Origin of the sequence: Moraxella nonliquefaciens (genome assembly GCF_001679005.1) — a bacterium.
Lineage (GTDB): Bacteria > Pseudomonadota > Gammaproteobacteria > Pseudomonadales > Moraxellaceae > Moraxella > Moraxella nonliquefaciens.
On the sequence record NZ_LXTW01000004.1, the window covers coordinates 19,176 to 38,866 of the forward strand.

The following is a 19,691-nucleotide window of genomic DNA, read 5'->3' on the forward strand; positions in this document are numbered from 1 at the left end:
CGTGTGCTTAGCTAATCATCTGTTTTAACAACGCATTGACCTGAGCGGGGTTTGCCTTGCCACGGCTTGCTTTCATCACTTGTCCGACCAGTCCATTAAAGGCTTTTTCTTTTCCGCCTCTGTATTCATCCACCATGGTTTGGTTATTGGCAAGCACATCGGCGATGATGGCTTGAATTGCCCCTGTGTCGGTCTCTTGTTTTAGTCCATGCTCGCTGATAATTTCATCAGCACTTTTGTCAGACTCCCACAGATGACCAAACACCTCTTTGGCGATTTTACCGCTGATGGTATCATCCAAAATTCGCACAATCAGCCCTGCCAAACGCTTGGCACTGATGGGTGATTGGTCAATGGTCAGTTCATTTTTGTTCAGTGAGCCTGACAGCTCGCCCATGACCCAGTTGGCTGCGATTTTGGCGTTATTTTTGCCAATGATATCAAGTACTTGCAAGAAATAATCCGACAGTTCACGACTGCCATTTAGTACATTGGCATCATAGGCGGTCAAGCCAAATTCACTCACAAATCGCTCTTTGCGTACGCTTGGCAGCTCTGGCATATCGGCACGCACCTTGGCAAGTGTCTCATCTGATATGATGACAGGCAACAGGTCAGGGTCTGGAAAGTAGCGGTAATCGTTGGCTTCTTCTTTGGTACGCATGGCACGAGTTTCATCACGCTCAGGGTCATATAGGCGTGTGGCTTGCACGACTTTGCCACCGTCTTCGATGACATCAATTTGGCGTTCAATCTCAGACTTAATAGCACGGTGAATAAAGCGAAATGAGTTTAGGTTTTTAAGCTCACAGCGAGTACCAAAGGGCGTGTTTGGCTTGTGTACCGACACATTAATGTCCGCCCGAAATGAACCCTCTGCCATGATGGCATCACTGATACCCAGCCATGTAACCAGTTCGTGAATGGTCTTGACATAAGCAACCGCCTCATCAACCGAACGCATGTCAGGTTCAGAGACAATCTCAATGAGCGGGGTGCCTGCACGGTTCAAATCCACACCCGTCATCTGCGGTACAGCATCATGCACCGATTTACCAGCGTCTTCTTCTAGGTGAGCTCGTGTGATACCAATGCGTTTGGTGTATTCATCCTTTTGCCCTGCATTGACCAAAATGTCAATATAACCCTCGCCCACAATAGGATTTGCCATTTGCGTGATTTGATAGCCTTTGGGCAGGTCAGGATAAAAGTAATTTTTGCGGTCAAAAGTGTTATAAGTGCCAAGTTTGGCATTGACACCCATGCCAAATTTTAAGGCACGCTCAATCACGCCTGCATTTAAGACAGGCAACGCCCCAGGAAAGCCCAAATCCACAATGGTGGCTTGGGTGTTTGGTTCTTGCCCAAAGGCGGTGGGGGCGTTTGAAAAGATTTTGCTGTCAGTGTTTAATTGGCAGTGGATTTCAATACCAATCACAACTTCATAGCCGTCAATTAGGGGGGCTTGTTGGGTCATAGGGTTTCCTTGGATTTAAATCATTAAAATGGTTACATCATCATATTGCTTGATTTTATCATGAGCCGTCATTAGGATGAACCGTTCGGTTTTGGCTTGGGCGATGAGCATTCTATCAAAAGGGTCTCTATGGATAAATGGCAAACGCCCAACTTCACTGCTGTGTGTGCCGTTTATGGTTAATTCTTGATAGTTTTCTTGCAAAAGCGTTTGATATAATAAATCAGGGTCAATCAATTCATCATCTTTTACTTTACCGCTACTAAGTTTAATGGCAACTTCCCAAAACTGGCAGAACTAAACCATAATTCATTATTTGGATTGGTAATAATGTCTTTGGCTTGCTTGCTCAGTTTGGGGTTATTTTGCAATGCCCATAATAAAATGTGCGTGTCTAATAAATATCTCATACATCAAAATCCGTGATTTCAATATCATCAAAATTATCAGGCACTTTAATATGGGATAATGCACCCAAACGGTAAGGGCGATTGTTTGGTGAAATTGGCGTATCCATTGTTTTATTTAATAAAAAATAAGGCTCGGAAATTTTTTGAAAAAACTCCGCCAAATTATCCTTACCGACTTGGTTAATTAACTCTTGATAATAAACATCATCAAATTGTAAAGTAACAGTTTGCATGATTACTCCTTAATTCTCGCCATCGTATAAGCATTGACAAATTCGCCATTTCTAAATGCAAATTTTTGATGCTCGCCTTCAATGACAAACCCAAATTTTTGATAAAGGGCAATGGCTTTTTTGTTGTCGGTATAAACAGTTAATTCCACTCGCTTCAAATTCAGCCAATTATCCGTCAAATCCAAAATCGTCTGTATCAGCTGACTGCCCACGCCTTGCCCTTGATGACTTTCGCTTACAGCAATCACAAAATTGCCAATATGCCGTCTTCTGGGGTTGGTTTCGGTGCGTAGGGCGATATTGCCAACAACGTGTTCTGTGTCATTATCACAAACGACCGCCACAAATGAATGAGCGTGTTCTGGGATATTGCCAAGCCACTTTTTCCAATTGTCTACCGATTGACTGGGTAAGTGCAAAGTTTGACTATATACGCTTTGATTGGTATAGAGCTTTTGTACGCCTTCTGCGTGTTTTTGTTCGGTACGGCAAATAATCACAGTCATGGGTTGTTCTTTAATGAAATTGTCGGATAAATCGTGGATTGGTGGCAGGGCGCGTATGACGCACCAACATACCCTTTATTAAAAGGTGCGTGGAACGGCACCCTACGACTTACCCAGTGATTGATACGACAATCTCATCTTAGCCCAAATTTGGCGTATCCTGATGAAATTTGGTATTTGCCTGATAAATATGAGCGGTTGTCAATAGCTCACTTTCCGCCCAGTGTTTGCCGATGAGCTGTAAGCCCACAGGTAAGCCGTTTGCTTGTCCCACAGGGTGCGATAGGGCGGGCAGACCTGCCAAGTTCACACCAATGGTGTAGACATCGCCAAGGTAAATACTGGCAGGGTCAAGGCTTTCACCCAGTTTATAAGCAGCCGTTGGGGCGGTGGGACTGGCGATGATGTCGCATTTTTCAAATGCCTTTTTAAAGTCGTCCACGATAAGACGGCGTACCTTTTGAGCTTTGGTATAATAAGCGTCAAAATACCCTGCCGATAGGGCATAAGTACCCATGATAATACGGCGTTGCACTTCTTCGCCAAAGCCATCAGAGCGGCTGCGAGTGTATAAGTCGTGTAAGTCTTTGGGATTTTCACAGCGATAACCAAAACGCACGCCATCATAGCGAGATAGGTTTGAGCTGGCCTCAGCGGGGGCGAGCAGATAATAGGTGGCAAGTGTGATGGCAGGGTCGGTAATGTCCACTTCTACAATTTTTGCCCCCAGCTCTTCATATGTGGCTAGGGCAGCACGAATGGATTTTTCTACTTCATCATCAAGCCCTGCTCCAAAATACGCTTTTGCCACACCGATTTTTTTGCCTGTCAAAGGTTTGCCGTCTGTGGCTGTTGCCAAAATGTCCGCCACATAATCCTCACTGGGGCGATTGATGGATGTGGCGTCTTTGGGGTCATGCCCTGTCATTGGGGCGAGCAGGTAGGCACAGTCTAGGGCAGATTTGCCAAAAGTGCCCGCTTGGTCAAGGCTTGAAGCATAAGCAATCATGCCATAGCGAGACACACGCCCATAAGTGGGCTTGATGCCTGTGATGCCACAAAAACTGGCAGGCTGGCGAATAGAACCGCCTGTATCTGAGCCTGTTGCCACAGGCACAAAACCTGCCGCCACCGCCGCCGCTGAACCTCCTGACGACCCACCTGGCACACGCTGGACATCCCAAGGGTTATGCACTGCCCCAAAGTATGAACTTTCGTTGTCCGAACCCATGGCAAATTCGTCCATGTTAAGTTTGCCAAGACTCACAAAGCCACTGTTTGCGATGCTATCAACGACCGTTGCATCATAAGGCGAGATGAAGTTGTAGAGCATTTTTGAGCCAGCAGTGGTCAAAACCCCTTTGGTACATAGGTTGTCTTTATGAGCCATTGGTACGCCCAAAAGTGGACGGTTGTCACCTTTTGCACGCAGTTTATCGGCAAGTTTGGCTTGGGCTAGGGCGTTGTCAAAATCTTTGGTGATGAAACTGTTGATTTGACCATCTAAGCGGTTAATGCGATTGGCAAAATGCTCTACCAGTTCATGGCTGCTAAATTGTTTGTTTTTTAGACCGTCTGCTAATTCATGGACGGATAGGTGGTGTAAATCTGTCATAAAATGCCTTTTTTATGTTGAATTTTGTTTTATTTGAATGTTAAATCCAGATGGGGTCTAAACACATACTGCCATTTTTTAGACCATGCCTTGTTATTCAATCACCTGTGGCACCAAATACAACCCATCTTGCACCATAGGGGCAACCGCTTGAAAACCGTCTCGGTCAATGTCAGAATTGGCAATGTCGGCACGCAGCTCATTACAAGCTTCGTGGATATTTGCCAAAGGCTTGATATTATCAGTGTTTACGCCATCTAATATGTCCATCATGGCTAGGATTTTATCCAAATTGCCTGCATAGTTTTGGGCGGTTTTTTCATCAAGAGCAAGGCGTGATAAATTTGCACAGTCCAAAATGTCTTCGGTGGTGATGGTCATGAATGCTCCTAAAATAACAGTGAATTTTTTGGTTCATTTTATCACAAACTTAGTAATTTCAAAAAATTAAATTTCATACAAATATATTCTGATATATTATTACATTTACCTTAATTATTGGTAAATTTTGGTAACTTTGGTTTAAAATTGGCAAAATTAAACCAGTTTGCAAAAATTTCTTGCAAATTAGGTTAATTTTTTCATAAATCATCATGATTTTTTTGTTGTAAATCGGTATAATTTACCACAATTTTAACCATATTGGCATTTGTCTGATTTTTAATCATTTTTCATTGATTAAGCTAAGAGATGTTTTGCCAGTCTTATTTTTTTGGAATTATGCGTTATGAACCTGCTGGGATTTTTATCTACCAACATTGCCATTGACTTAGGTACTGCCAATACCTTGATTTATGCTCCTGGTAAGGGCATTGTGCTTGATGAACCAACAGTGGTGGCATTGCGTTCTAACCGCACCCAAAACCAAACGGTAGCAGCGGTAGGTATCGATGCCAAACAGATGCTGGGGCGTACCCCTGACAATATCACTGCCATTCGCCCATTAAAAGACGGTGTGATTGCTGATTTTGAGGTCACACAGCAGATGTTAAAGCATTTTATTAAAAAGGTTAAAGTCAAACGCTTTTTGGCAGATCCGAACGTGGTTGTGTGTGTGCCATGTAAATCCACTTTGGTAGAGCGACGTGCCATTGAAGAAGCGGTACGTTCGGCAGGGGCCAATAGCGTGCATATCCTAGAAGAGCCAATGGCAGCAGCGATTGGAGCAGGACTACCTGTACATGAAGCAAGTGGTTCTATGGTGGTGGACATCGGTGGTGGCACAACTGAGATTGCTGTAATCTCACTGTCAGGCTGTGTATATTCAGACTCTATTACCATTGGCGGTGATAAATTTGATGATGCCATTATTAACCATGTCAAAAAAACGCATGGCTGCTTTATTGGCGAGACGACCGCCGAACGCATCAAAAAAGAAGTGGGTACGGCCGTTTTTGATGACAAAGAAAATTTAGAGGTTGAAGTGCGTGGACGTTCAATGGCAGAGGGTGTGCCAAAGACTTTTACCGTCAATTCCAAAGAAATCCAAGAAGCGTTGGCTGAGCCTGTCTCTGGTATTGTATATGCGGTCAAACTTGCCTTGGAGCAGACCCCACCTGAACTATCATCAGACATTGCTGAACATGGTGTGGTACTCACAGGAGGGGGAGCGTTACTGCGTAATTTAGATAAACTTGTCTCAAAAGAAACAGGACTGCCTGTATTCGTTGCCGAAGACCCTTTAACCTGTGTGTCTCGTGGCGGTGGCAAGGCACTTGATTTTATTCATGATAAGTCGCTGTCAATGATTTTTGTCTAAATCATACAATAATGAGCGGTGTTTATTCACCATTTTTTGTGTTATATTTTGTGTTGTAAAGGGCGGTATGCTCTACCCATTTCGGTCTATTTTGGCATGAAAATGGTCATCCGATTCTTAAACGCAGATTTTTTCATTAATGTACACATAAAGGTCTGGCGATGCTTCCAAGCATATTCTCACAAAAACCTGTATTTGCACGCATGACGATTGTATTTTTGGTGCTTGCCTTGATTTTGATGCTTCTTGACAGCAAAAACCCCCAATGGTTTGATGGTATTCGTCGCCTAAGTCATGCCTCCATGCAACCCATCTATCAAGCATCCCTAGGGCCGTCTTATGCCATGGAATACGCCAGTCATGCCATCTATACCAAAGAAGCCTTGCGTCGTGAGAATATCCGATTGCAAACAGAACTGCTCCAAGCTCGTGCCAAGCTTCAAACCCAAGATTATCTATTTGCCCAAAATGCTCGCCTAAAAGGTGTGCTTAGTACCACACAGTCTGGTGAACATCATCTGCTTTTAGCACGCATTATTGGTACTGATTCTAACCCCCTAAAACAAGTAGTGGTGCTTAACAAAGGCACCAATGACGGCGTGCAAATCGGACAGACGGTCATCGATGAGCATGGTATCATCGGACAGGTATTAAATGCCTACCCAAATACATCACGTCTGCTACTTATTACAGATGAACAGCAATCGGTGGCGGTCGTGGTGGCACGTACAGGACAGCGTGCGATGGTTTCAGGTGGAGGTGAACCTGACAGTTTGAGCCTAGATTACATCTTTAAGACCGCTGATGTCAAAGTGGGTGATGAGCTTATCTCATCAGGGCTGGGTGAACGTTTTCCTGCTGGCTATAAAGTGGGGGAGGTTTTGGATATTGATACAACACGTACCGATAATTTTGCTGACATTCGTGTCAATCCCGCTGCCAATTTTCTAAACAGCAGTTATGTGCTGATTTTACAACCCAAAGACAGGTTTGATTCCAAAAATACAACAGCTCATCGTGCCATATAGGACTTACACAGCCTACTCATGAACTCAAAAGCTTTTTTAATCATTGGTATCATCATCAGTTTTGTGGTGGCGTCCATGTTCAATGTCTATCCTTTGGGGTATGATATGGCAGGTATTCGCCCCATGTTTTTGGCGATGGTACTTGTCTTTTGGGTAATGTATCGCTCGCCCATGATGGGCGTGTGGGCAGTGTTTTTGGTGGGATTGGTTTCAGATTTGCTCTTGGGTACGCATTTGGGACATCAGGCATTTGGTGCGGTGCTCATGGCGTTTATCATCAGAGTGTTGCTTTTGTATACCAAAGAGCTGTCTTTGTCGCAGGCGTGGATATTGGGGGCGATTGGTTTGAGTATTTATCAGGCATCACTGTGGATATTGCAGGGATTTTCTCATGCTCAGTTTGTGTGGACAGGTGTGGGGTCGCTTATCAGTAGCATTGTTCTGTTTCCGATGATGTGGTATCCGCTATACTGGATAAATCGTCAACTAAAAGAGCGTGCCTACTGATGAACATACCGCTTATTTTGGCATCCACATCGCCCAGACGGCGTGAGTTATTGACACATTTATACACCCCCTTTACGGTCAAGTCGGTGGATATTGATGAGCGATTTTATACCAATGAAAGTCCACACGACTACATCATGAGGATGGTTAGTGCTAAGGCGTGCGTAGCGTGTGCAGACGTACAGATGGCGGTTGTGATTACAGCAGATACCATCGGTGTGGTAGATGATGAGATTTTGACCAAACCTACCGATAAGGCTCACGCTTTTGCCATGTGGAATAAATTATCCGATAACACGCATGAAATCTGGACGGCGGTGTGCGCTAGTGTGGTTAAAGATGGAAAAATCATCTTTCAAAAAGTTATCAAAGTTACAACCGAAGTGACATTTATTAAACTCACCGAACATCAAAAAGAGCAATACTGGACAACGGCAGAACCAACCGATAAAGCAGGAGCTTATGCCATTCAAGGCGGTGCGATGGCATGGGTGCGAACCATTAATGGCAGTTATACCAATGTGGTGGGCTTACCCCTTGCTCAAACAGCACAACTCATTGATGAATGTATAAGCAAATATTGGCTTTTTGGTGATAACCATGGTGATAAATGGACTCATCATCACAGCACAGACCATTTTTAAATTTTCCCAAACCACTAACACCCAAAGGCAGACACACCCCAATCAACTTGCCCTAATTTATTTATCTGACCACATCGTCTTTTATGTCAAAACATGCCCTAATCAACGCCACAGCCTTTGAGACCCGACTTGTCATTACTGATGATGGCAGGATTGATGAGGTATTTATTGAGCGGACACAAACACGCAGTTTGGTAGGGAACATTTATTTGGGGACAGTGATACGGGTACTGCCTGCCATGGGGTCGGTATTCATTGATATTGGGCGTGAACGTTCGGCATTTTTATCTCAAAGTGACATCATGCCATCAATTCATCAAAGACAAGATGAGCATTCCACACAGTCCAAACTTGACCTTAGGCTTTTTCCAAAAGTTGGCGAACGCATTGTTGTTCAGGTTACCAAAGATGAGATTAGCACCAAAGGGGTACGTGTAACCATGCACGTTGCATTGGCAGGACGATATTTGGTTTATCTGCCCACATCGCCACAGTCAGTTGGTGTGTCTACTCGCATCGGTGTTAAGGCTCATCGCAATAAGCTAAAAGCCCACTTGATGGCTCTACTTGACCGAACATCGCTGGTAGGAGGTGTCATCGCTCGTAGTACGTGCAAGCAGGCATTTGATGATGAGACATTGGTGAAGATGGGCGAGTGTATGCAGGCGGAGCTTGACCATCTGTGTATGTTATGGGCGGACATCAGTCAAGCACGCACACAGGCAAGCCTACAAAAAGCCAAGCATGCCTTACTTTACCAAGAGCTACCCTTAGCAGAGCGTGCCCTTCGTGATATCATCACTGATGATATTAAAAGTGTGTGGATTGATGATAAAACCACTTATCAGCAAATGCTTCGTGCCAGCCATACATTTATGCCATCCATTGCCTCCGCCATTTATCATCATGACAAGCCAACCACCCCACTGTTTGCACAATCTGTGCCTGATAAATACCATCTGTCTGTGCCTAATATTGAGACCCAGTTAGCAGATGCTTTGTTGAGACGTTGTCCGTTGCCATCTGGTGGTTATCTTATCATTGAGCATACCGAAGCGATGACAACCATTGATGTTAATACAGGCTCATTTGTGGGGCAGAGCAAGACAAATTCACAGTCAAAAGCAAGCATGAATGTGGCTTATGAGACCAACAAAGAAGCGGTCACTGCCATCGCTCGTGAGTTAAAAGTACGTAATATTAGCGGTATTATCATCTTAGATTTTATTGACATGGATGAACCGACCCATCGTCAAATGGTACCAGATATGCTTGCCCAAGCATTAAAGTCAGACTCTGCTACAACCAACATCACTCAAATTAGCAAGCTGGGATTGATTGAGATGACCCGCAAACGCACACGCCTAAGCTTATCTGATGAATTGTGTGTGTCTTGCCCAACCTGTCATGGTACAGGCAGGATAAAAAGTTTGCAGACAGTGGCGTTTGAGATTCTAAGGTCGCTTATGAGTCAGCTGGCAAGTAATACTTCTTTTAAAAAGCCCAACGTAACGATACAGGTTAATCAGGCAGTGGCAGACCATTTGTCATCACATCAAGATTTGTCCAATTTACAAAAAATAACAAATTCATCCATTCATCTATCCATAAACACAACTTATCATCAAGAGCAGTACGTGATTTTGGTAGAATAATAACGAATTTTTGTAAACGAATTATCTAAAAATAAATCAACCCATTAAAATCGTAATGTTTTGTAAATTTGATGAATTTTAAGATAAAAACAAGCAAATTTAACGAATTTTTTGCCACAAAATCAAGTATTGTTCTTGCTTTATCTGATTTTTCGTGTATAATGGATACACTTTTCTTGTTTAGCGTTGCGTTTAAGAAGTCAATCATTGCTGGTTGACTGGCTTAGATGAGTAATTATCTGATGACTTATTTGATGATAAGTATCTTTGGATATTTTGCAAGTAGTGAGTAGGGTTTGCCCCAAAGCGAATCAACGCCACAGCCAAAGCATCGATTTTGGCACTATAAACAACAGCTCTGTTGCCAGTATTCATGTTTGGCGGACAGGGATTGTATTATTTTGTCCGAAGCGGTTCTAGGACAAAATTTATCAAAATAACATGACTGAAATCCAAGTGATAGAAGTTTTATAAAGCACTTAATTTAGGAGCTTGTTGGCATGGCTAACCAGAGAATCCGTATCCGACTAAAATCTTTCGACCATCGTCTGATTGACCAGTCGGCACAAGAGATTGTCGATACCGCAAAGCGTACAGGTGCACAAGTTTGTGGTCCTGTTCCCTTGCCGACTCGTATTGAGCGGTTCAACGTATTGACATCACCACACGTCAACAAAGACGCTCGTGACCAGTATGAAATTCGCACCCATAAACGTATGATTGACATCGTTCAACCTACTGACAAAACAGTAGATGCATTGATGAAGTTAGATTTGGCGGCTGGTGTTGATGTTCAAATCGCCCTGGGCTAAGAACAACTGGTTAAATATAAACGATTATAAGTAAGAGGTCTAAAAATGGCGATTGGTTTAGTCGGTATTAAGCGTGGTATGACCCGAATATTCACTCAGGCAGGTGCATCTATTCCTGTTACAGTGGTTGAGGTTAACGCAAACCGTATCTCACAAATCAAGACAGTAGACACTGACGGCTATGATGCAATTCAGATCACCACAGGTGAACGTCGTGAAAGTCGTGTGACTGCTGCACAAAAAGGACACTTCGCAAAAGCTGGCGTTGCTGCTGGTCGTGATGTTTGGGAATTTAGAGCTGATGCAAGCGAACTTGAAGGTCGTGAAGTTGGCGGCGACATTTTGGTAGATTTATTTGAAGTTGGTCAGCTGGTTGATGTGACTGGTCAATCCAAAGGTAAAGGCTTCCAAGGTGGTGTAAAACGCCATAATTTCCGAACTCAGGACGCAACACACGGTAACTCTGTGTCGCATCGTGTACTTGGTTCTACAGGTCAGAACCAAACACCAGGTCGTGTATTTAAAGGCAAAAAAATGCCAGGTCAGATGGGTAACAAACGTGTTACTGTTCAAGGCCTTGAAATTGTGTCTATTGATACCGAAAAAGGTGTACTGGTCATCAAAGGTGCCTTACCTGGTGCTAATGGTGGCGATGTTATCGTACGTCCGTCAGTCAAAGCCTAGTTGAGGGGATTAACGTGAATTTAAAAACTGTTACAGGTGTGGCGGTTGAACTGTCAGAGACTACATTTGGTCGTGAGTTCAATGAAGCCTTAGTACACCAAGTCGTAACTGCTTACCTAGCTGGTGCTCGCCAAGGTACTCGTGCACAAAAAACTCGTGGTGAGGTATCTGGTGGTGGTAAAAAACCATGGCGTCAAAAAGGTACTGGTCGTGCTCGTGCAGGCTCTATCCGTGGTCCAATTTGGGTTGGCGGTGGTCGTGCATTTGCTGCCAAACCACAAGACTGGTCTCAAAAAGTAAACCGCAAAATGTATCGTGGTGCCATGCAGTGCATTTTGGCGGAATTGGTTCGTCAAGAACGTTTGGTTTTGGTTGATGACATCGCTGTATCAGCACCAAAAACCAAAGAGCTTATCGCTAAGCTGGTAGAACTGAATGCACCACGTGCATTGATTGTTACTCATGAAGTTGATGAGAATCTATACTTAGCAGCTCGTAACATTCCACATGTGAATGTATTGGGTACTCGTGAAGTTGATCCGGTAAGCTTGGTTTCTTTTGATAAAGTTATCATGACGATTGAAGCCGCCAAGCAATTTGAGGAGACACTAGCATGAGTAACGCAAGATTATATCAAGTACTAAAAGCCCCTGTTTTTTCCGAAAAATCTCAACGTTTGGGTGATAGCTTAAATGTTCAGGTTTTTAAGGTGGACAGTAGTGCAACCAAGCGTGAAATCAAACAAGCTGTTGAGTTGATGTTTGAAGGCGTTGAAGTTGTCAAAGTAAACACACTAAATACCAAAGGTAAAACCAAGCGTTTTGGTCGTGTTGTTGGCAAGCGTTCTGACGTTAAAAAAGCGTATGTAACACTAAAAACAGGTTCAGACGTACAAATCGGTGCTGGTGAAGAAGCCACTGGCGAAACAGCGACTAACGAATAAGGAATAAAAAATGCCTATCGTAAAAGCAAAACCAACCTCACCAGGTCGCCGCTTTGTTGAAAAAGTTGTGCATCCACACCTTTATAAAGGTCGTCCTTATGCACCTCTTGTTGAATCAAAGGCAAAAACTGGCGGTCGTAATAATAATGGTCGTATCACTACCCGCCATATCGGTGGTGGTCATAAGCAAAATTATCGCTTGATTGATTTTAAACGCAATAAAGATGGTATTCTGGCTGTTGTTGAGCGTATTGAATATGATCCTAACCGTACAGCACATATTGCTTTATTAAAATATGCAGATGGTGAGCGTCGTTACATTATTGCACCTAAGAAATTGAGCGTTGGCGATCAGGTTCAATCTGGCGAAGGTTCTCCCATCCGTCCAGGCAACTGTTTACCATTGAAAAATATCCCTGTTGGTACAGTAATTCATAATATTGAACTTAAAATTGGCAAAGGTGCTCAAATTGCTCGCTCTGCTGGTGCAGCGGTTCAGTTATTGGGTCGTGATGGTGCTTATGTCATCGTGCGGTTGCGTTCAGGTGAGACACGTCGTATTCATGCTAATTGCCGTGCGGTTATTGGTGAAGTGTCTAATACTGAAAATAACCTAAAATCACTAGGTAAAGCAGGTGCAGCACGCTGGCGTGGTGTTCGTCCTACCGTTCGTGGTACAGCGATGAACCCAATTGACCACCCACACGGCGGTGGTGAGGGTCGTAACTTCGGTAAACACCCAACCAGCCCATGGGGTCAGAAAGCTAAGGGTCTTAAGACTCGTTCTAACAAGCGTACTGACAGTATGATTATCCGTCGCCGTCGTACCAAGAAATAAAGGAAAAATTTCATGCCTCGTTCATTGAAAAAAGGTCCATTTATCGATGCGCATTTGTTTGCTAAGGTTGAGAATGCTCTAGAAAGCAACAGCCGTAAACCGATCAAAACTTGGTCACGTCGCTCGATGATTCTACCTCAAATGGTGGGTCTAACCATCTCAGTTCATAACGGTCGCACTCATGTGCCAGTTATTGTAAGTGAGCAGATGGTTGGTCATAAACTCGGTGAATTCGCCCCGACCCGTTCTTATCGTGGTCATGGCGTTGATAAGAAATCTAAAAGATAAGGTGCTACCATGGAAGTAACTGCAAAATTACGTGGTGCCGCCATTTCGGCACAGAAAGTAAGATTGGTTGCGGACGAAGTTCGTGGTAAGCCAATTGAGCGCGCTTTGGACATTCTAACGTTTAGTAATAAAAAAGGTGCTAAACTGGTTAAGAAATGCCTTGATTCAGCCATTGCTAATGCTGAACATAATAATGGTTTAGACATTGATACATTGCGTGTCACAACCATTTATGTTGATGAAGGTATTACCTTAAAGCGTATCATGCCCCGTGCCAAGGGTCGTGCTGATCGTATCAGCAAACGCACTTGTCATATCACTGTTAAAGTAGGGGAATAATCATGGGTCAAAAAGTACATCCAATTGGTATTCGTTTGGGCGTTATCAAAAAGCACAATGCTAATTGGTACGCAAATCCAAAACAATACTCTGAATACTTGCTAAACGACTTCAAAGTGCGTGATTTTCTACGCAACAAGTTAAAAGAAGCCATGGTGAGTAATATAATCATTGAACGCCCTACGGGTGCTGGTAAAATTACCATTCACTCAGCACGCCCTGGTGTGATTATTGGCAAGCAAGGTGCTGATATTGAAGCACTTCAAAAAGACTTAACTAAGTTAATGGGTGTTCCAGCTCAGGTAAATATCCAAGAGATTACTCAACCTGATTTGGATGCACGTTTGGTTGCTGTTGGTATCGCCAGACAACTTGAAGGTCGTGTGATGTTTCGTCGTGCGATGAAACGTGCTGTTCAAAACAGTATGCGTGCTGGTGCTGGTGGTATCAAAGTTGAACTTTCAGGTCGTTTGGGCGGTGCTGAGATTGCTCGTACCGAGTGGTATCGTGAAGGTCGTGTTCCATTGCACACGTTGCGTGCTGATATTGATTATGCAGAAGTTCGTGCAGAGACTACTTACGGCACCATCGGTGTGAAGGTTTGGATTTTCCGTGGTGAAATTCTAGATGGTATGAATAGCGTTTATAATCCAGCTACAGAAGAAAAGACTCGTGCACCAAAACGCCGTGGTCGTACCAGCAACCGTCGTAATTCAGACAAGGGGTAAACCATGTTACAACCAAAACGTACCAAATTCCGCAAAATGCATAAAGGTCGTAACACAGGCCTTGCTCAACGTGGTAACACCGTTGCATTTGGTGAAATTGGTCTAAAATCTATCGGTCGTGGTCGCATGACTGCTCGTCAAATCGAGGCAGCTCGCCGTACTATTACTCGTCGTATTAAGCGTGGTGGTAAAATTTGGATTCGTGTTTTCCCAGACAAGCCAATTACCGAAAAACCATTAGAAGTTCGTATGGGTAAAGGTAAGGGGCCTGTTGAGTACTGGGTAGCTGAAATCAAACCAGGCAAAATGCTTTATGAAATCCAAGGTGTTAGTGAAGAGCTTGCACGTGAAGCTCTAACACTGGCTTCTGCTAAGCTGCCTTTCAAAACCACCATTGTTAAACGGACGGTAATGTAATGAAAACAAGCGAATTACGTGAAAAATCAGTAGAAGAGCTGGCTACATTGCTTGACGAAAAGCAACTTGATGCATTTCGCTTACGCATGGCAAAAGCAACAGGTCAGTTAGGTAACACTCACGAAGTTAAGGCAAATCGTCGTACGATTGCAAAAATCTTGACTTTGCTTAACGAAAAACAAAGAGGCGATGCATGAGCGAGAATAACCAAACTCAAGAAGTCGGTGTTGTGACTGGTAAAGTTATCAGCAACAAAATGGATAAGTCTATCACTGTCCTTGTTGAACGCCAAATTCGTCACCCAATGTATGGCAAGCAAGTTCGTCGTTCTACCAAGCTAAAAGCTCATGATGAAAATAATGTTTGTCAAGAAGGTGATATCGTACGCATCAAAGAAACACGTCCTATCTCAAAAACCAAAAACTGGACTTTGGTAGACGTGGTTGAAACTGCGGTGAAAATTTAAAGTTATTTGCATTAAAGGTCATTTGCTAGTATAATGAATGTCTTTTTAGGGATTCATCTACCAAATTTGTGTAAAATAGCATAAATTTGAGCGAATGGCTTTTATTGTATTATTATTTATGGAGTAATGCGATGATTCAGACTGAAACAATGCTGGAAGTTGCAGATAACAGTGGTGCAAGACGTGTACAGTGCATTAAAGTACTGGGTGGCTCGCATCGTCGTTACGCATCAGTTGGCGATATTATTAAGGTAACAGTAAAAGAAGCCATTCCTCGTGGTCGTGTTAAAAAAGGCGATGTGATGAATGCGGTCGTTGTACGTACTAAAAAAGGCGTACGTCGTCCAGACGGTTCTGTGTTACGTTTTGACGATAATGCGGCAGTTATTCTAAACAATAACAAAGCTCCTATCGCAACGCGTATTTTTGGACCTGTTACCCGTGAATTACGTAGTGAACAATTTATGAAAATTGTTTCACTGGCACCAGAAGTACTGTAAACTTTTAGAGGCTATCCTATGGCAAAGTTACGCAAAGGCGATACCGTGGTTGTGATTGCTGGCAAAGATAAAGGCAAGCAAGGCACAATTTTGGCGGTGAAAGCAGACCGTGTAAAAGTTGAAGGCATTAACATTGTAACCAAACACCAAAAACCCAATCAAATGCTGGGTAAAGAAGGTGGCATCGTTAAGCAAGAAGCATTTCTACACATTTCAAACGTTGCAATTTATAACGCAGCAACCCAAAAAGCAGATCGTATTGCTTACCAAATAAACGAAGAGGGCAAAAAAGTCCGCATCTATCGTTCTACTGGTGAAGTAGTGGCGACTGCATAAAAAACTAAGGGTATATAGTAATGGCAAGATTAAAATCTTTATACAATGATAAGCTAAAGCAACAAATCAAAGATGAGCTTGGCTTAGAAAATGTTATGCAAGTGCCCAAAATCACCAAAATCACTCTAAATATGGGTGTTGGTGGTGCAGCACAAGATAAAAAACTACTTGAAGGTGCTTTGGCAGACATGACTGTCATTGCTGGTCAAAGACCAGTGATTACCAAAGCACGCAAATCAGTGGCAGGGTTTAAAATTCGTGAAGAGTGGCCGATTGGTTGCAAAGTTACTTTACGTGGCGAACAAATGTACGAATTCTTAGACCGCTTAATTGCCATTGCAATTCCTCGTATTCGTGACTTCCGTGGTTTTTCTGCGAAGGCATTTGATGGTCGTGGTAATTATTCATTAGGTATCAAAGAACAAATCGTTTTCCCTGAGGTTGATTTTGATAAAATTGACCGTATTCGTGGTCTTGATATCACCATCACAACGACTGCTGCTAATGACGATCAAGGTCGTGCATTGCTAAAAGCATTCGGTTTCCCATTTAGATAAGGTAAACGTTATGGCTAAAAAAAGCATGATTAACCGCGAATTAAAACGCGAAAAAACAGTTGCTAAGTATGCTGAAAAGCGTGCACAGCTAAAAGCGGTCATCAGTGATGTAAATGCCAGTGATGAAGAGCGTTTAAACGCAATGCTTGCTCTACAAGCATTACCACGTAATTCATCACCAGTTCGTTTGCGTAATCGCTGTGGCTTAACTGGTCGTCCACACGGCTATTTCCGTAAATTTGGTCTATCACGTAATAAATTACGTGAACGTGTAATGCAAGGTGATGTACCTGGCGTTCGTAAAGCCAGTTGGTAAGGAGTATCGCAATGAGTATGCAAGATCCAGTTGCTGATATGCTAACCCGCATTCGCAACGCACAATCAAGAAATAAGCCAAGTGTAGAAATGCCTGCTTCTAAACTACGTAAATCCATTGCTGATTTATTAGTTGCTGAAGGCTATTTAACCTCTGCTAATGTTGTTGATGGTGAAAATAATAAAAAAGTCCTAAATATTGAACTAAAATACCATCAAGGTAGGGGCGTCATCGCTGAAATCAAGCGTTATAGCCGTCCTGGTCTGCGTCAATATCGTGGCAAAGATGAATTACCAAGCGTTCAAAAAGGTTTGGGTGTTGCCATTATTTCTACCAGTAAAGGTATTATGAGTGACCGTGCCGCCCGTGCCGCTGGTATCGGTGGTGAGGTTATCGCTTTGGTGGCTTAATTACTTTATTCATCATTTGATATTTTAATATGAAGAAATAAAAATCCTTAGTTTACTCTAAGGGTTTTTTGTGTTATAATACCCTGCTTTTTAACCAATTTAGATATTGAGTAGGTATTGAAATTTGGTTAGTATTCGTTGCCATCAGTCATTGGTGGTTGTTTTTATCATTAAAGGAAATTCCTATGTCTCGTGTGGCTAAAGCCCCAGTAACGCTACCTGAGGGTACCAGCGTTACTTTGAACGGTCAGCAGGTTGAAGTTAAAGGCAAGAATGGTTCTTTGTCTTTGCACCTGCATGATTTGGTCGAGCTAAAACAAGAAGATAACGTGGTTACTCTTGCCCCCGTCAAAGACACCAAAGAAGCGTGGATGCACACAGGTACTGTGCGTGCATTATTGAATAACATGGTTCAAGGTGTGAGTGAAGGTTTTGAACGTCGTTTGCAACTTATCGGTGTTGGTTACCGTGCCCAAGCTGCTGGCAATGTGGTAAATCTTAACTTAGGTTTCTCTCATCCGATTGCTTACAATCTTCCTGAAGGCGTAACTGCTGAAAGCCCAAGCCAAACTGAAATCGTTCTAAAATCAAACGATAAGCAAAAATTAGGTCAAGCAGCAGCTAAGATTCGCAGTTTCCGTCCGCCAGAGCCTTATAAGGGTAAAGGTGTTCGTTATAGCGATGAAGTGGTTCTTCGTAAAGAAGCTAAGAAAAAATAAGTAAGGTGAGCAAACATGTTGGATAAAAAATCAGCTCGTCTTCGTCGAGCAAAAAAAACCCGTGCCCATATTCGTCAATTAGGTGCTGACCGTTTGACCGTTACTCGCACGCCACGTCATATCTACGCTCAGATTATCGCTCCAACAGGTGGTGTAGTGTTGGCTCAAGCATCAACTCTTGATTCAACTCTACGCTCAGGTGCAACTGGCAATATTGAAGCAGCAAAAGCTGTGGGTGCATTAATTGCAGAGCGTGCAAAAGCTGTGGGTATCACTAAGGTTGCATTTGATCGTAGTGGTTTTAAATATCATGGCCGTGTTAAAGCATTAGCTGACGCTGCTCGTGAAAACGGATTGGAGTTCTAATCATGGCAAAAGTTGAACAAACTGACGGTTTGGTAGAAAAATTGGTTGCCGTTGACCGTGTGGCAAAAGTTGTAAAAGGTGGTCGTATCTTTTCTTTTACTGCATTGACAGTGGTTGGCGACGGTAATGGTCGTGTAGGTTTTGGTCGTGGTAAGGCTCGTGAAGTACCTGCTGCCATTCAAAAAGCACTAGAAGCTGCTAAGCGTAATATGATTACCGTTGAACTTGATGGCACAACACTTCAACATCCTATTAATGCTCGTCATGGTGCATCAAAAGTATACATGCAACCTGCATCAGAGGGTACTGGTGTTATTGCTGGTGGTGCAATGCGTGCTGTACTAGAAGTTGCTGGTGTTCAGGACGTATTGGCAAAATGCTATGGTTCTACCAATGCAGCCAACGTTGTACAAGCAACCTTCAAAGGTTTACGTGATATGGTTTCACCAGAGCAAGTTGCTGCCAAACGTGGCAAATCTGTTGAAGAAATTTTGGGCTAAGAATAGGTGAGTGTTATGAAAACAATGAAAATTACTCAAACTAAGTCTAGCTCACACCGTTTGGCAAGTCATAAGGCTTGTTTAAAGGGTTTGGGACTACGTCGCATTGGTCATACTGTAGAAGTAGAAGATACACCATCTACTCGTGGCATGGTAAATCGTGTACATTACATGGTTAAAGTGGAGGAAGCGTAATGGGTCTTCGTTTGAATGAACTTGCCCCAGCAGTGGGTGCAAAAAAAACTGCTCAACGTCGTGGCCGTGGTATCGGTTCAGGTCTAGGTAAGACTGGTGGCCGTGGTGTCAAGGGTCAAACTTCACGTTCAGGCTCAAGCATTCCAGCAGGCTTTGAAGGCGGTCAAATGCCCATCTATCGTCGTTTGCCAAAATTTGGCTTTACCAGCCAGCTAGCATTAACAACTGCCGAAGTGCGTTTGTCAGAGCTTAATAAAATTAAAGGCAACGAGGTAACACTTGAAACGCTAAAAGCTGCCAATATCATTCGTGGTGATATGAAACGTGCTCGTATTATCCTATCAGGCGAGATTGGTCGTGCTTTAACTTTTAAAGGCGTAAAAGTTACTAAAGGTGCAAAAGAAGCCATCGTTGCTGCTGGCGGTAGCATCGAGGAATAATCC

General features: G+C 43.2%; 34 protein-coding genes. 26 read left to right on the plus strand and 8 right to left on the minus strand.

Annotated elements, in window-relative coordinates; translation table 11 throughout:
- Positions 1-7: 7 nt before the first annotated feature.
- The 7 genes from gatB to gatC all read right to left on the minus strand — a co-directional run bounded on the left by gatB (position 8) and on the right by gatC (position 4,622).
- The gene (gene gatB, locus A7456_RS02885; RefSeq protein ID WP_067007447.1) at positions 8-1,477 is read right to left on the minus strand and encodes an Asp-tRNA(Asn)/Glu-tRNA(Gln) amidotransferase subunit GatB; all 1,470 of its coding nucleotides are present in this window, start codon (positions 1,475-1,477) and stop codon (positions 8-10) included.
- Between the two features lie 15 nt (positions 1,478-1,492).
- Positions 1,493-1,714 (minus strand): type II toxin-antitoxin system VapC family toxin, encoded by a 222-nt coding sequence (locus tag A7456_RS02890; RefSeq protein ID WP_265091085.1) that lies wholly within the window; start codon positions 1,712-1,714, stop codon positions 1,493-1,495.
- Between the two features lie 11 nt (positions 1,715-1,725).
- Complete coding sequence (locus A7456_RS11695; protein ID WP_227713273.1) at positions 1,726-1,887, minus strand: type II toxin-antitoxin system VapC family toxin; 162 nt, start codon at positions 1,885-1,887, stop codon at positions 1,726-1,728.
- Positions 1,884-2,120 (minus strand): hypothetical protein, encoded by a 237-nt coding sequence (locus A7456_RS02895; RefSeq protein WP_067007450.1) that lies wholly within the window; start codon positions 2,118-2,120, stop codon positions 1,884-1,886. Before A7456_RS02895 ends, A7456_RS11695 begins: the two co-directional genes overlap by 4 nt.
- 2 nt (positions 2,121-2,122) lie before the next feature.
- Positions 2,123-2,626 carry a GNAT family N-acetyltransferase gene (locus A7456_RS02900; protein ID WP_067007453.1) on the minus strand — a complete coding sequence of 168 codons (504 nt, stop codon included), beginning with the start codon at positions 2,624-2,626 and terminating at the stop codon, positions 2,123-2,125.
- A gap of 139 nt (positions 2,627-2,765) precedes the next feature.
- Entirely contained in the window at positions 2,766-4,241 is a 1,476-nt protein-coding gene (gene gatA / locus A7456_RS02905; RefSeq protein ID WP_067007456.1) for an Asp-tRNA(Asn)/Glu-tRNA(Gln) amidotransferase subunit GatA, read from the minus strand.
- Positions 4,242-4,334: 93 nt separating this feature from the next.
- The gene (gatC, locus tag A7456_RS02910; protein WP_003663160.1) at positions 4,335-4,622 is read right to left on the minus strand and encodes an Asp-tRNA(Asn)/Glu-tRNA(Gln) amidotransferase subunit GatC; all 288 of its coding nucleotides are present in this window, start codon (positions 4,620-4,622) and stop codon (positions 4,335-4,337) included.
- Between the two features lie 346 nt (positions 4,623-4,968).
- On the opposite strand from gatC, the gene A7456_RS02915 reads away from it, so the two are divergent.
- From A7456_RS02915 to A7456_RS02935, 5 genes are all read left to right on the plus strand, one after another.
- Positions 4,969-6,000: a rod shape-determining protein gene (locus A7456_RS02915; protein WP_066885113.1), complete on the plus strand. Its 1,032-nt coding sequence runs from the start codon at positions 4,969-4,971 to the stop codon at positions 5,998-6,000.
- Positions 6,001-6,161: 161 nt separating this feature from the next.
- Positions 6,162-7,028: a rod shape-determining protein MreC gene (mreC, locus tag A7456_RS02920; protein WP_066885110.1), complete on the plus strand. Its 867-nt coding sequence runs from the start codon at positions 6,162-6,164 to the stop codon at positions 7,026-7,028.
- 18 nt (positions 7,029-7,046) lie between these two features.
- A complete protein-coding gene (gene mreD / locus A7456_RS02925; protein WP_066885107.1) occupies positions 7,047-7,535 on the plus strand; it encodes a rod shape-determining protein MreD in 489 nt (162 codons plus the stop codon).
- On the plus strand, positions 7,535-8,179 hold the full coding sequence (locus A7456_RS02930; protein WP_067007458.1) for a Maf family protein: 645 nt from the start codon (positions 7,535-7,537) through the stop codon (positions 8,177-8,179). Before mreD ends, A7456_RS02930 begins: the two co-directional genes overlap by 1 nt.
- Before the next feature lie 83 nt (positions 8,180-8,262).
- Entirely contained in the window at positions 8,263-9,834 is a 1,572-nt protein-coding gene (locus A7456_RS02935) for an Rne/Rng family ribonuclease (protein ID WP_067007461.1), read from the plus strand.
- 204 nt (positions 9,835-10,038) lie between these two features.
- Here the strand turns inward: A7456_RS02935 and A7456_RS11335 are convergent, their stop codons facing one another.
- Positions 10,039-10,209 carry a hypothetical protein gene (locus A7456_RS11335; RefSeq protein WP_158512465.1) on the minus strand — a complete coding sequence of 57 codons (171 nt, stop codon included), beginning with the start codon at positions 10,207-10,209 and terminating at the stop codon, positions 10,039-10,041.
- 125 nt (positions 10,210-10,334) lie between these two features.
- On the opposite strand from A7456_RS11335, the gene rpsJ reads away from it, so the two are divergent.
- The 21 genes from rpsJ to rplO all read left to right on the plus strand — a co-directional run bounded on the left by rpsJ (position 10,335) and on the right by rplO (position 19,688).
- Positions 10,335-10,646, plus strand: a complete 312-nt coding sequence (gene rpsJ, locus A7456_RS02945) for a 30S ribosomal protein S10 (RefSeq protein WP_003656991.1) — start codon at positions 10,335-10,337, stop codon at positions 10,644-10,646.
- A 45-nt stretch (positions 10,647-10,691) separates the two neighbouring features.
- A complete protein-coding gene (rplC, locus tag A7456_RS02950) occupies positions 10,692-11,330 on the plus strand; it encodes a 50S ribosomal protein L3 (protein WP_067007464.1) in 639 nt (212 codons plus the stop codon).
- A gap of 14 nt (positions 11,331-11,344) precedes the next feature.
- Entirely contained in the window at positions 11,345-11,947 is a 603-nt protein-coding gene (gene rplD / locus A7456_RS02955) for a 50S ribosomal protein L4 (protein ID WP_067007466.1), read from the plus strand.
- A complete protein-coding gene (rplW, locus tag A7456_RS02960; RefSeq protein ID WP_066885087.1) occupies positions 11,944-12,273 on the plus strand; it encodes a 50S ribosomal protein L23 in 330 nt (109 codons plus the stop codon). The genes rplD and rplW overlap by 4 nt, the downstream gene beginning before the upstream one ends.
- A gap of 10 nt (positions 12,274-12,283) precedes the next feature.
- On the plus strand, positions 12,284-13,111 hold the full coding sequence (gene rplB, locus A7456_RS02965; RefSeq protein WP_066885084.1) for a 50S ribosomal protein L2: 828 nt from the start codon (positions 12,284-12,286) through the stop codon (positions 13,109-13,111).
- A gap of 12 nt (positions 13,112-13,123) precedes the next feature.
- A complete protein-coding gene (gene rpsS, locus A7456_RS02970) occupies positions 13,124-13,399 on the plus strand; it encodes a 30S ribosomal protein S19 (protein WP_003656984.1) in 276 nt (91 codons plus the stop codon).
- Between the two features lie 9 nt (positions 13,400-13,408).
- Positions 13,409-13,738 carry a 50S ribosomal protein L22 gene (gene rplV / locus A7456_RS02975; protein WP_049166824.1) on the plus strand — a complete coding sequence of 110 codons (330 nt, stop codon included), beginning with the start codon at positions 13,409-13,411 and terminating at the stop codon, positions 13,736-13,738.
- A 2-nt stretch (positions 13,739-13,740) separates the two neighbouring features.
- The gene (gene rpsC, locus A7456_RS02980) at positions 13,741-14,466 is read left to right on the plus strand and encodes a 30S ribosomal protein S3 (protein WP_066885081.1); all 726 of its coding nucleotides are present in this window, start codon (positions 13,741-13,743) and stop codon (positions 14,464-14,466) included.
- Between the two features lie 3 nt (positions 14,467-14,469).
- A complete protein-coding gene (gene rplP, locus A7456_RS02985) occupies positions 14,470-14,883 on the plus strand; it encodes a 50S ribosomal protein L16 (RefSeq protein WP_029102635.1) in 414 nt (137 codons plus the stop codon).
- Positions 14,883-15,080, plus strand: coding sequence for a 50S ribosomal protein L29 (rpmC, locus tag A7456_RS02990; protein ID WP_029102636.1), 198 nt, complete (start codon positions 14,883-14,885; stop codon positions 15,078-15,080). Before rplP ends, rpmC begins: the two co-directional genes overlap by 1 nt.
- Positions 15,077-15,349 carry a 30S ribosomal protein S17 gene (gene rpsQ, locus A7456_RS02995; protein ID WP_066885077.1) on the plus strand — a complete coding sequence of 91 codons (273 nt, stop codon included), beginning with the start codon at positions 15,077-15,079 and terminating at the stop codon, positions 15,347-15,349. Before rpmC ends, rpsQ begins: the two co-directional genes overlap by 4 nt.
- A 131-nt stretch (positions 15,350-15,480) precedes the next feature.
- Complete coding sequence (gene rplN, locus A7456_RS03000) at positions 15,481-15,849, plus strand: 50S ribosomal protein L14 (RefSeq protein ID WP_066885074.1); 369 nt, start codon at positions 15,481-15,483, stop codon at positions 15,847-15,849.
- An 18-nt stretch (positions 15,850-15,867) separates the two neighbouring features.
- Positions 15,868-16,185: a 50S ribosomal protein L24 gene (rplX, locus tag A7456_RS03005; RefSeq protein WP_066885071.1), complete on the plus strand. Its 318-nt coding sequence runs from the start codon at positions 15,868-15,870 to the stop codon at positions 16,183-16,185.
- Positions 16,186-16,205: 20 nt separating this feature from the next.
- Positions 16,206-16,742, plus strand: a complete 537-nt coding sequence (gene rplE, locus A7456_RS03010) for a 50S ribosomal protein L5 (RefSeq protein ID WP_067007468.1) — start codon at positions 16,206-16,208, stop codon at positions 16,740-16,742.
- A 10-nt stretch (positions 16,743-16,752) separates the two neighbouring features.
- Entirely contained in the window at positions 16,753-17,058 is a 306-nt protein-coding gene (rpsN, locus tag A7456_RS03015; RefSeq protein WP_066885065.1) for a 30S ribosomal protein S14, read from the plus strand.
- Positions 17,059-17,069: 11 nt separating this feature from the next.
- Positions 17,070-17,468 (plus strand): 30S ribosomal protein S8, encoded by a 399-nt coding sequence (gene rpsH, locus A7456_RS03020; RefSeq protein ID WP_066885062.1) that lies wholly within the window; start codon positions 17,070-17,072, stop codon positions 17,466-17,468.
- A gap of 185 nt (positions 17,469-17,653) precedes the next feature.
- Positions 17,654-18,187, plus strand: a complete 534-nt coding sequence (gene rplF / locus A7456_RS03025; RefSeq protein WP_066885059.1) for a 50S ribosomal protein L6 — start codon at positions 17,654-17,656, stop codon at positions 18,185-18,187.
- A 15-nt stretch (positions 18,188-18,202) separates the two neighbouring features.
- On the plus strand, positions 18,203-18,553 hold the full coding sequence (rplR, locus tag A7456_RS03030) for a 50S ribosomal protein L18 (protein WP_066885056.1): 351 nt from the start codon (positions 18,203-18,205) through the stop codon (positions 18,551-18,553).
- Between the two features lie 2 nt (positions 18,554-18,555).
- Positions 18,556-19,053, plus strand: a complete 498-nt coding sequence (gene rpsE / locus A7456_RS03035; protein ID WP_066885052.1) for a 30S ribosomal protein S5 — start codon at positions 18,556-18,558, stop codon at positions 19,051-19,053.
- Between the two features lie 15 nt (positions 19,054-19,068).
- Positions 19,069-19,248 carry a 50S ribosomal protein L30 gene (gene rpmD / locus A7456_RS03040; protein ID WP_062498703.1) on the plus strand — a complete coding sequence of 60 codons (180 nt, stop codon included), beginning with the start codon at positions 19,069-19,071 and terminating at the stop codon, positions 19,246-19,248.
- The gene (rplO, locus tag A7456_RS03045; protein WP_066885045.1) at positions 19,248-19,688 is read left to right on the plus strand and encodes a 50S ribosomal protein L15; all 441 of its coding nucleotides are present in this window, start codon (positions 19,248-19,250) and stop codon (positions 19,686-19,688) included. Before rpmD ends, rplO begins: the two co-directional genes overlap by 1 nt.
- Positions 19,689-19,691: the final 3 nt, after the last annotated feature.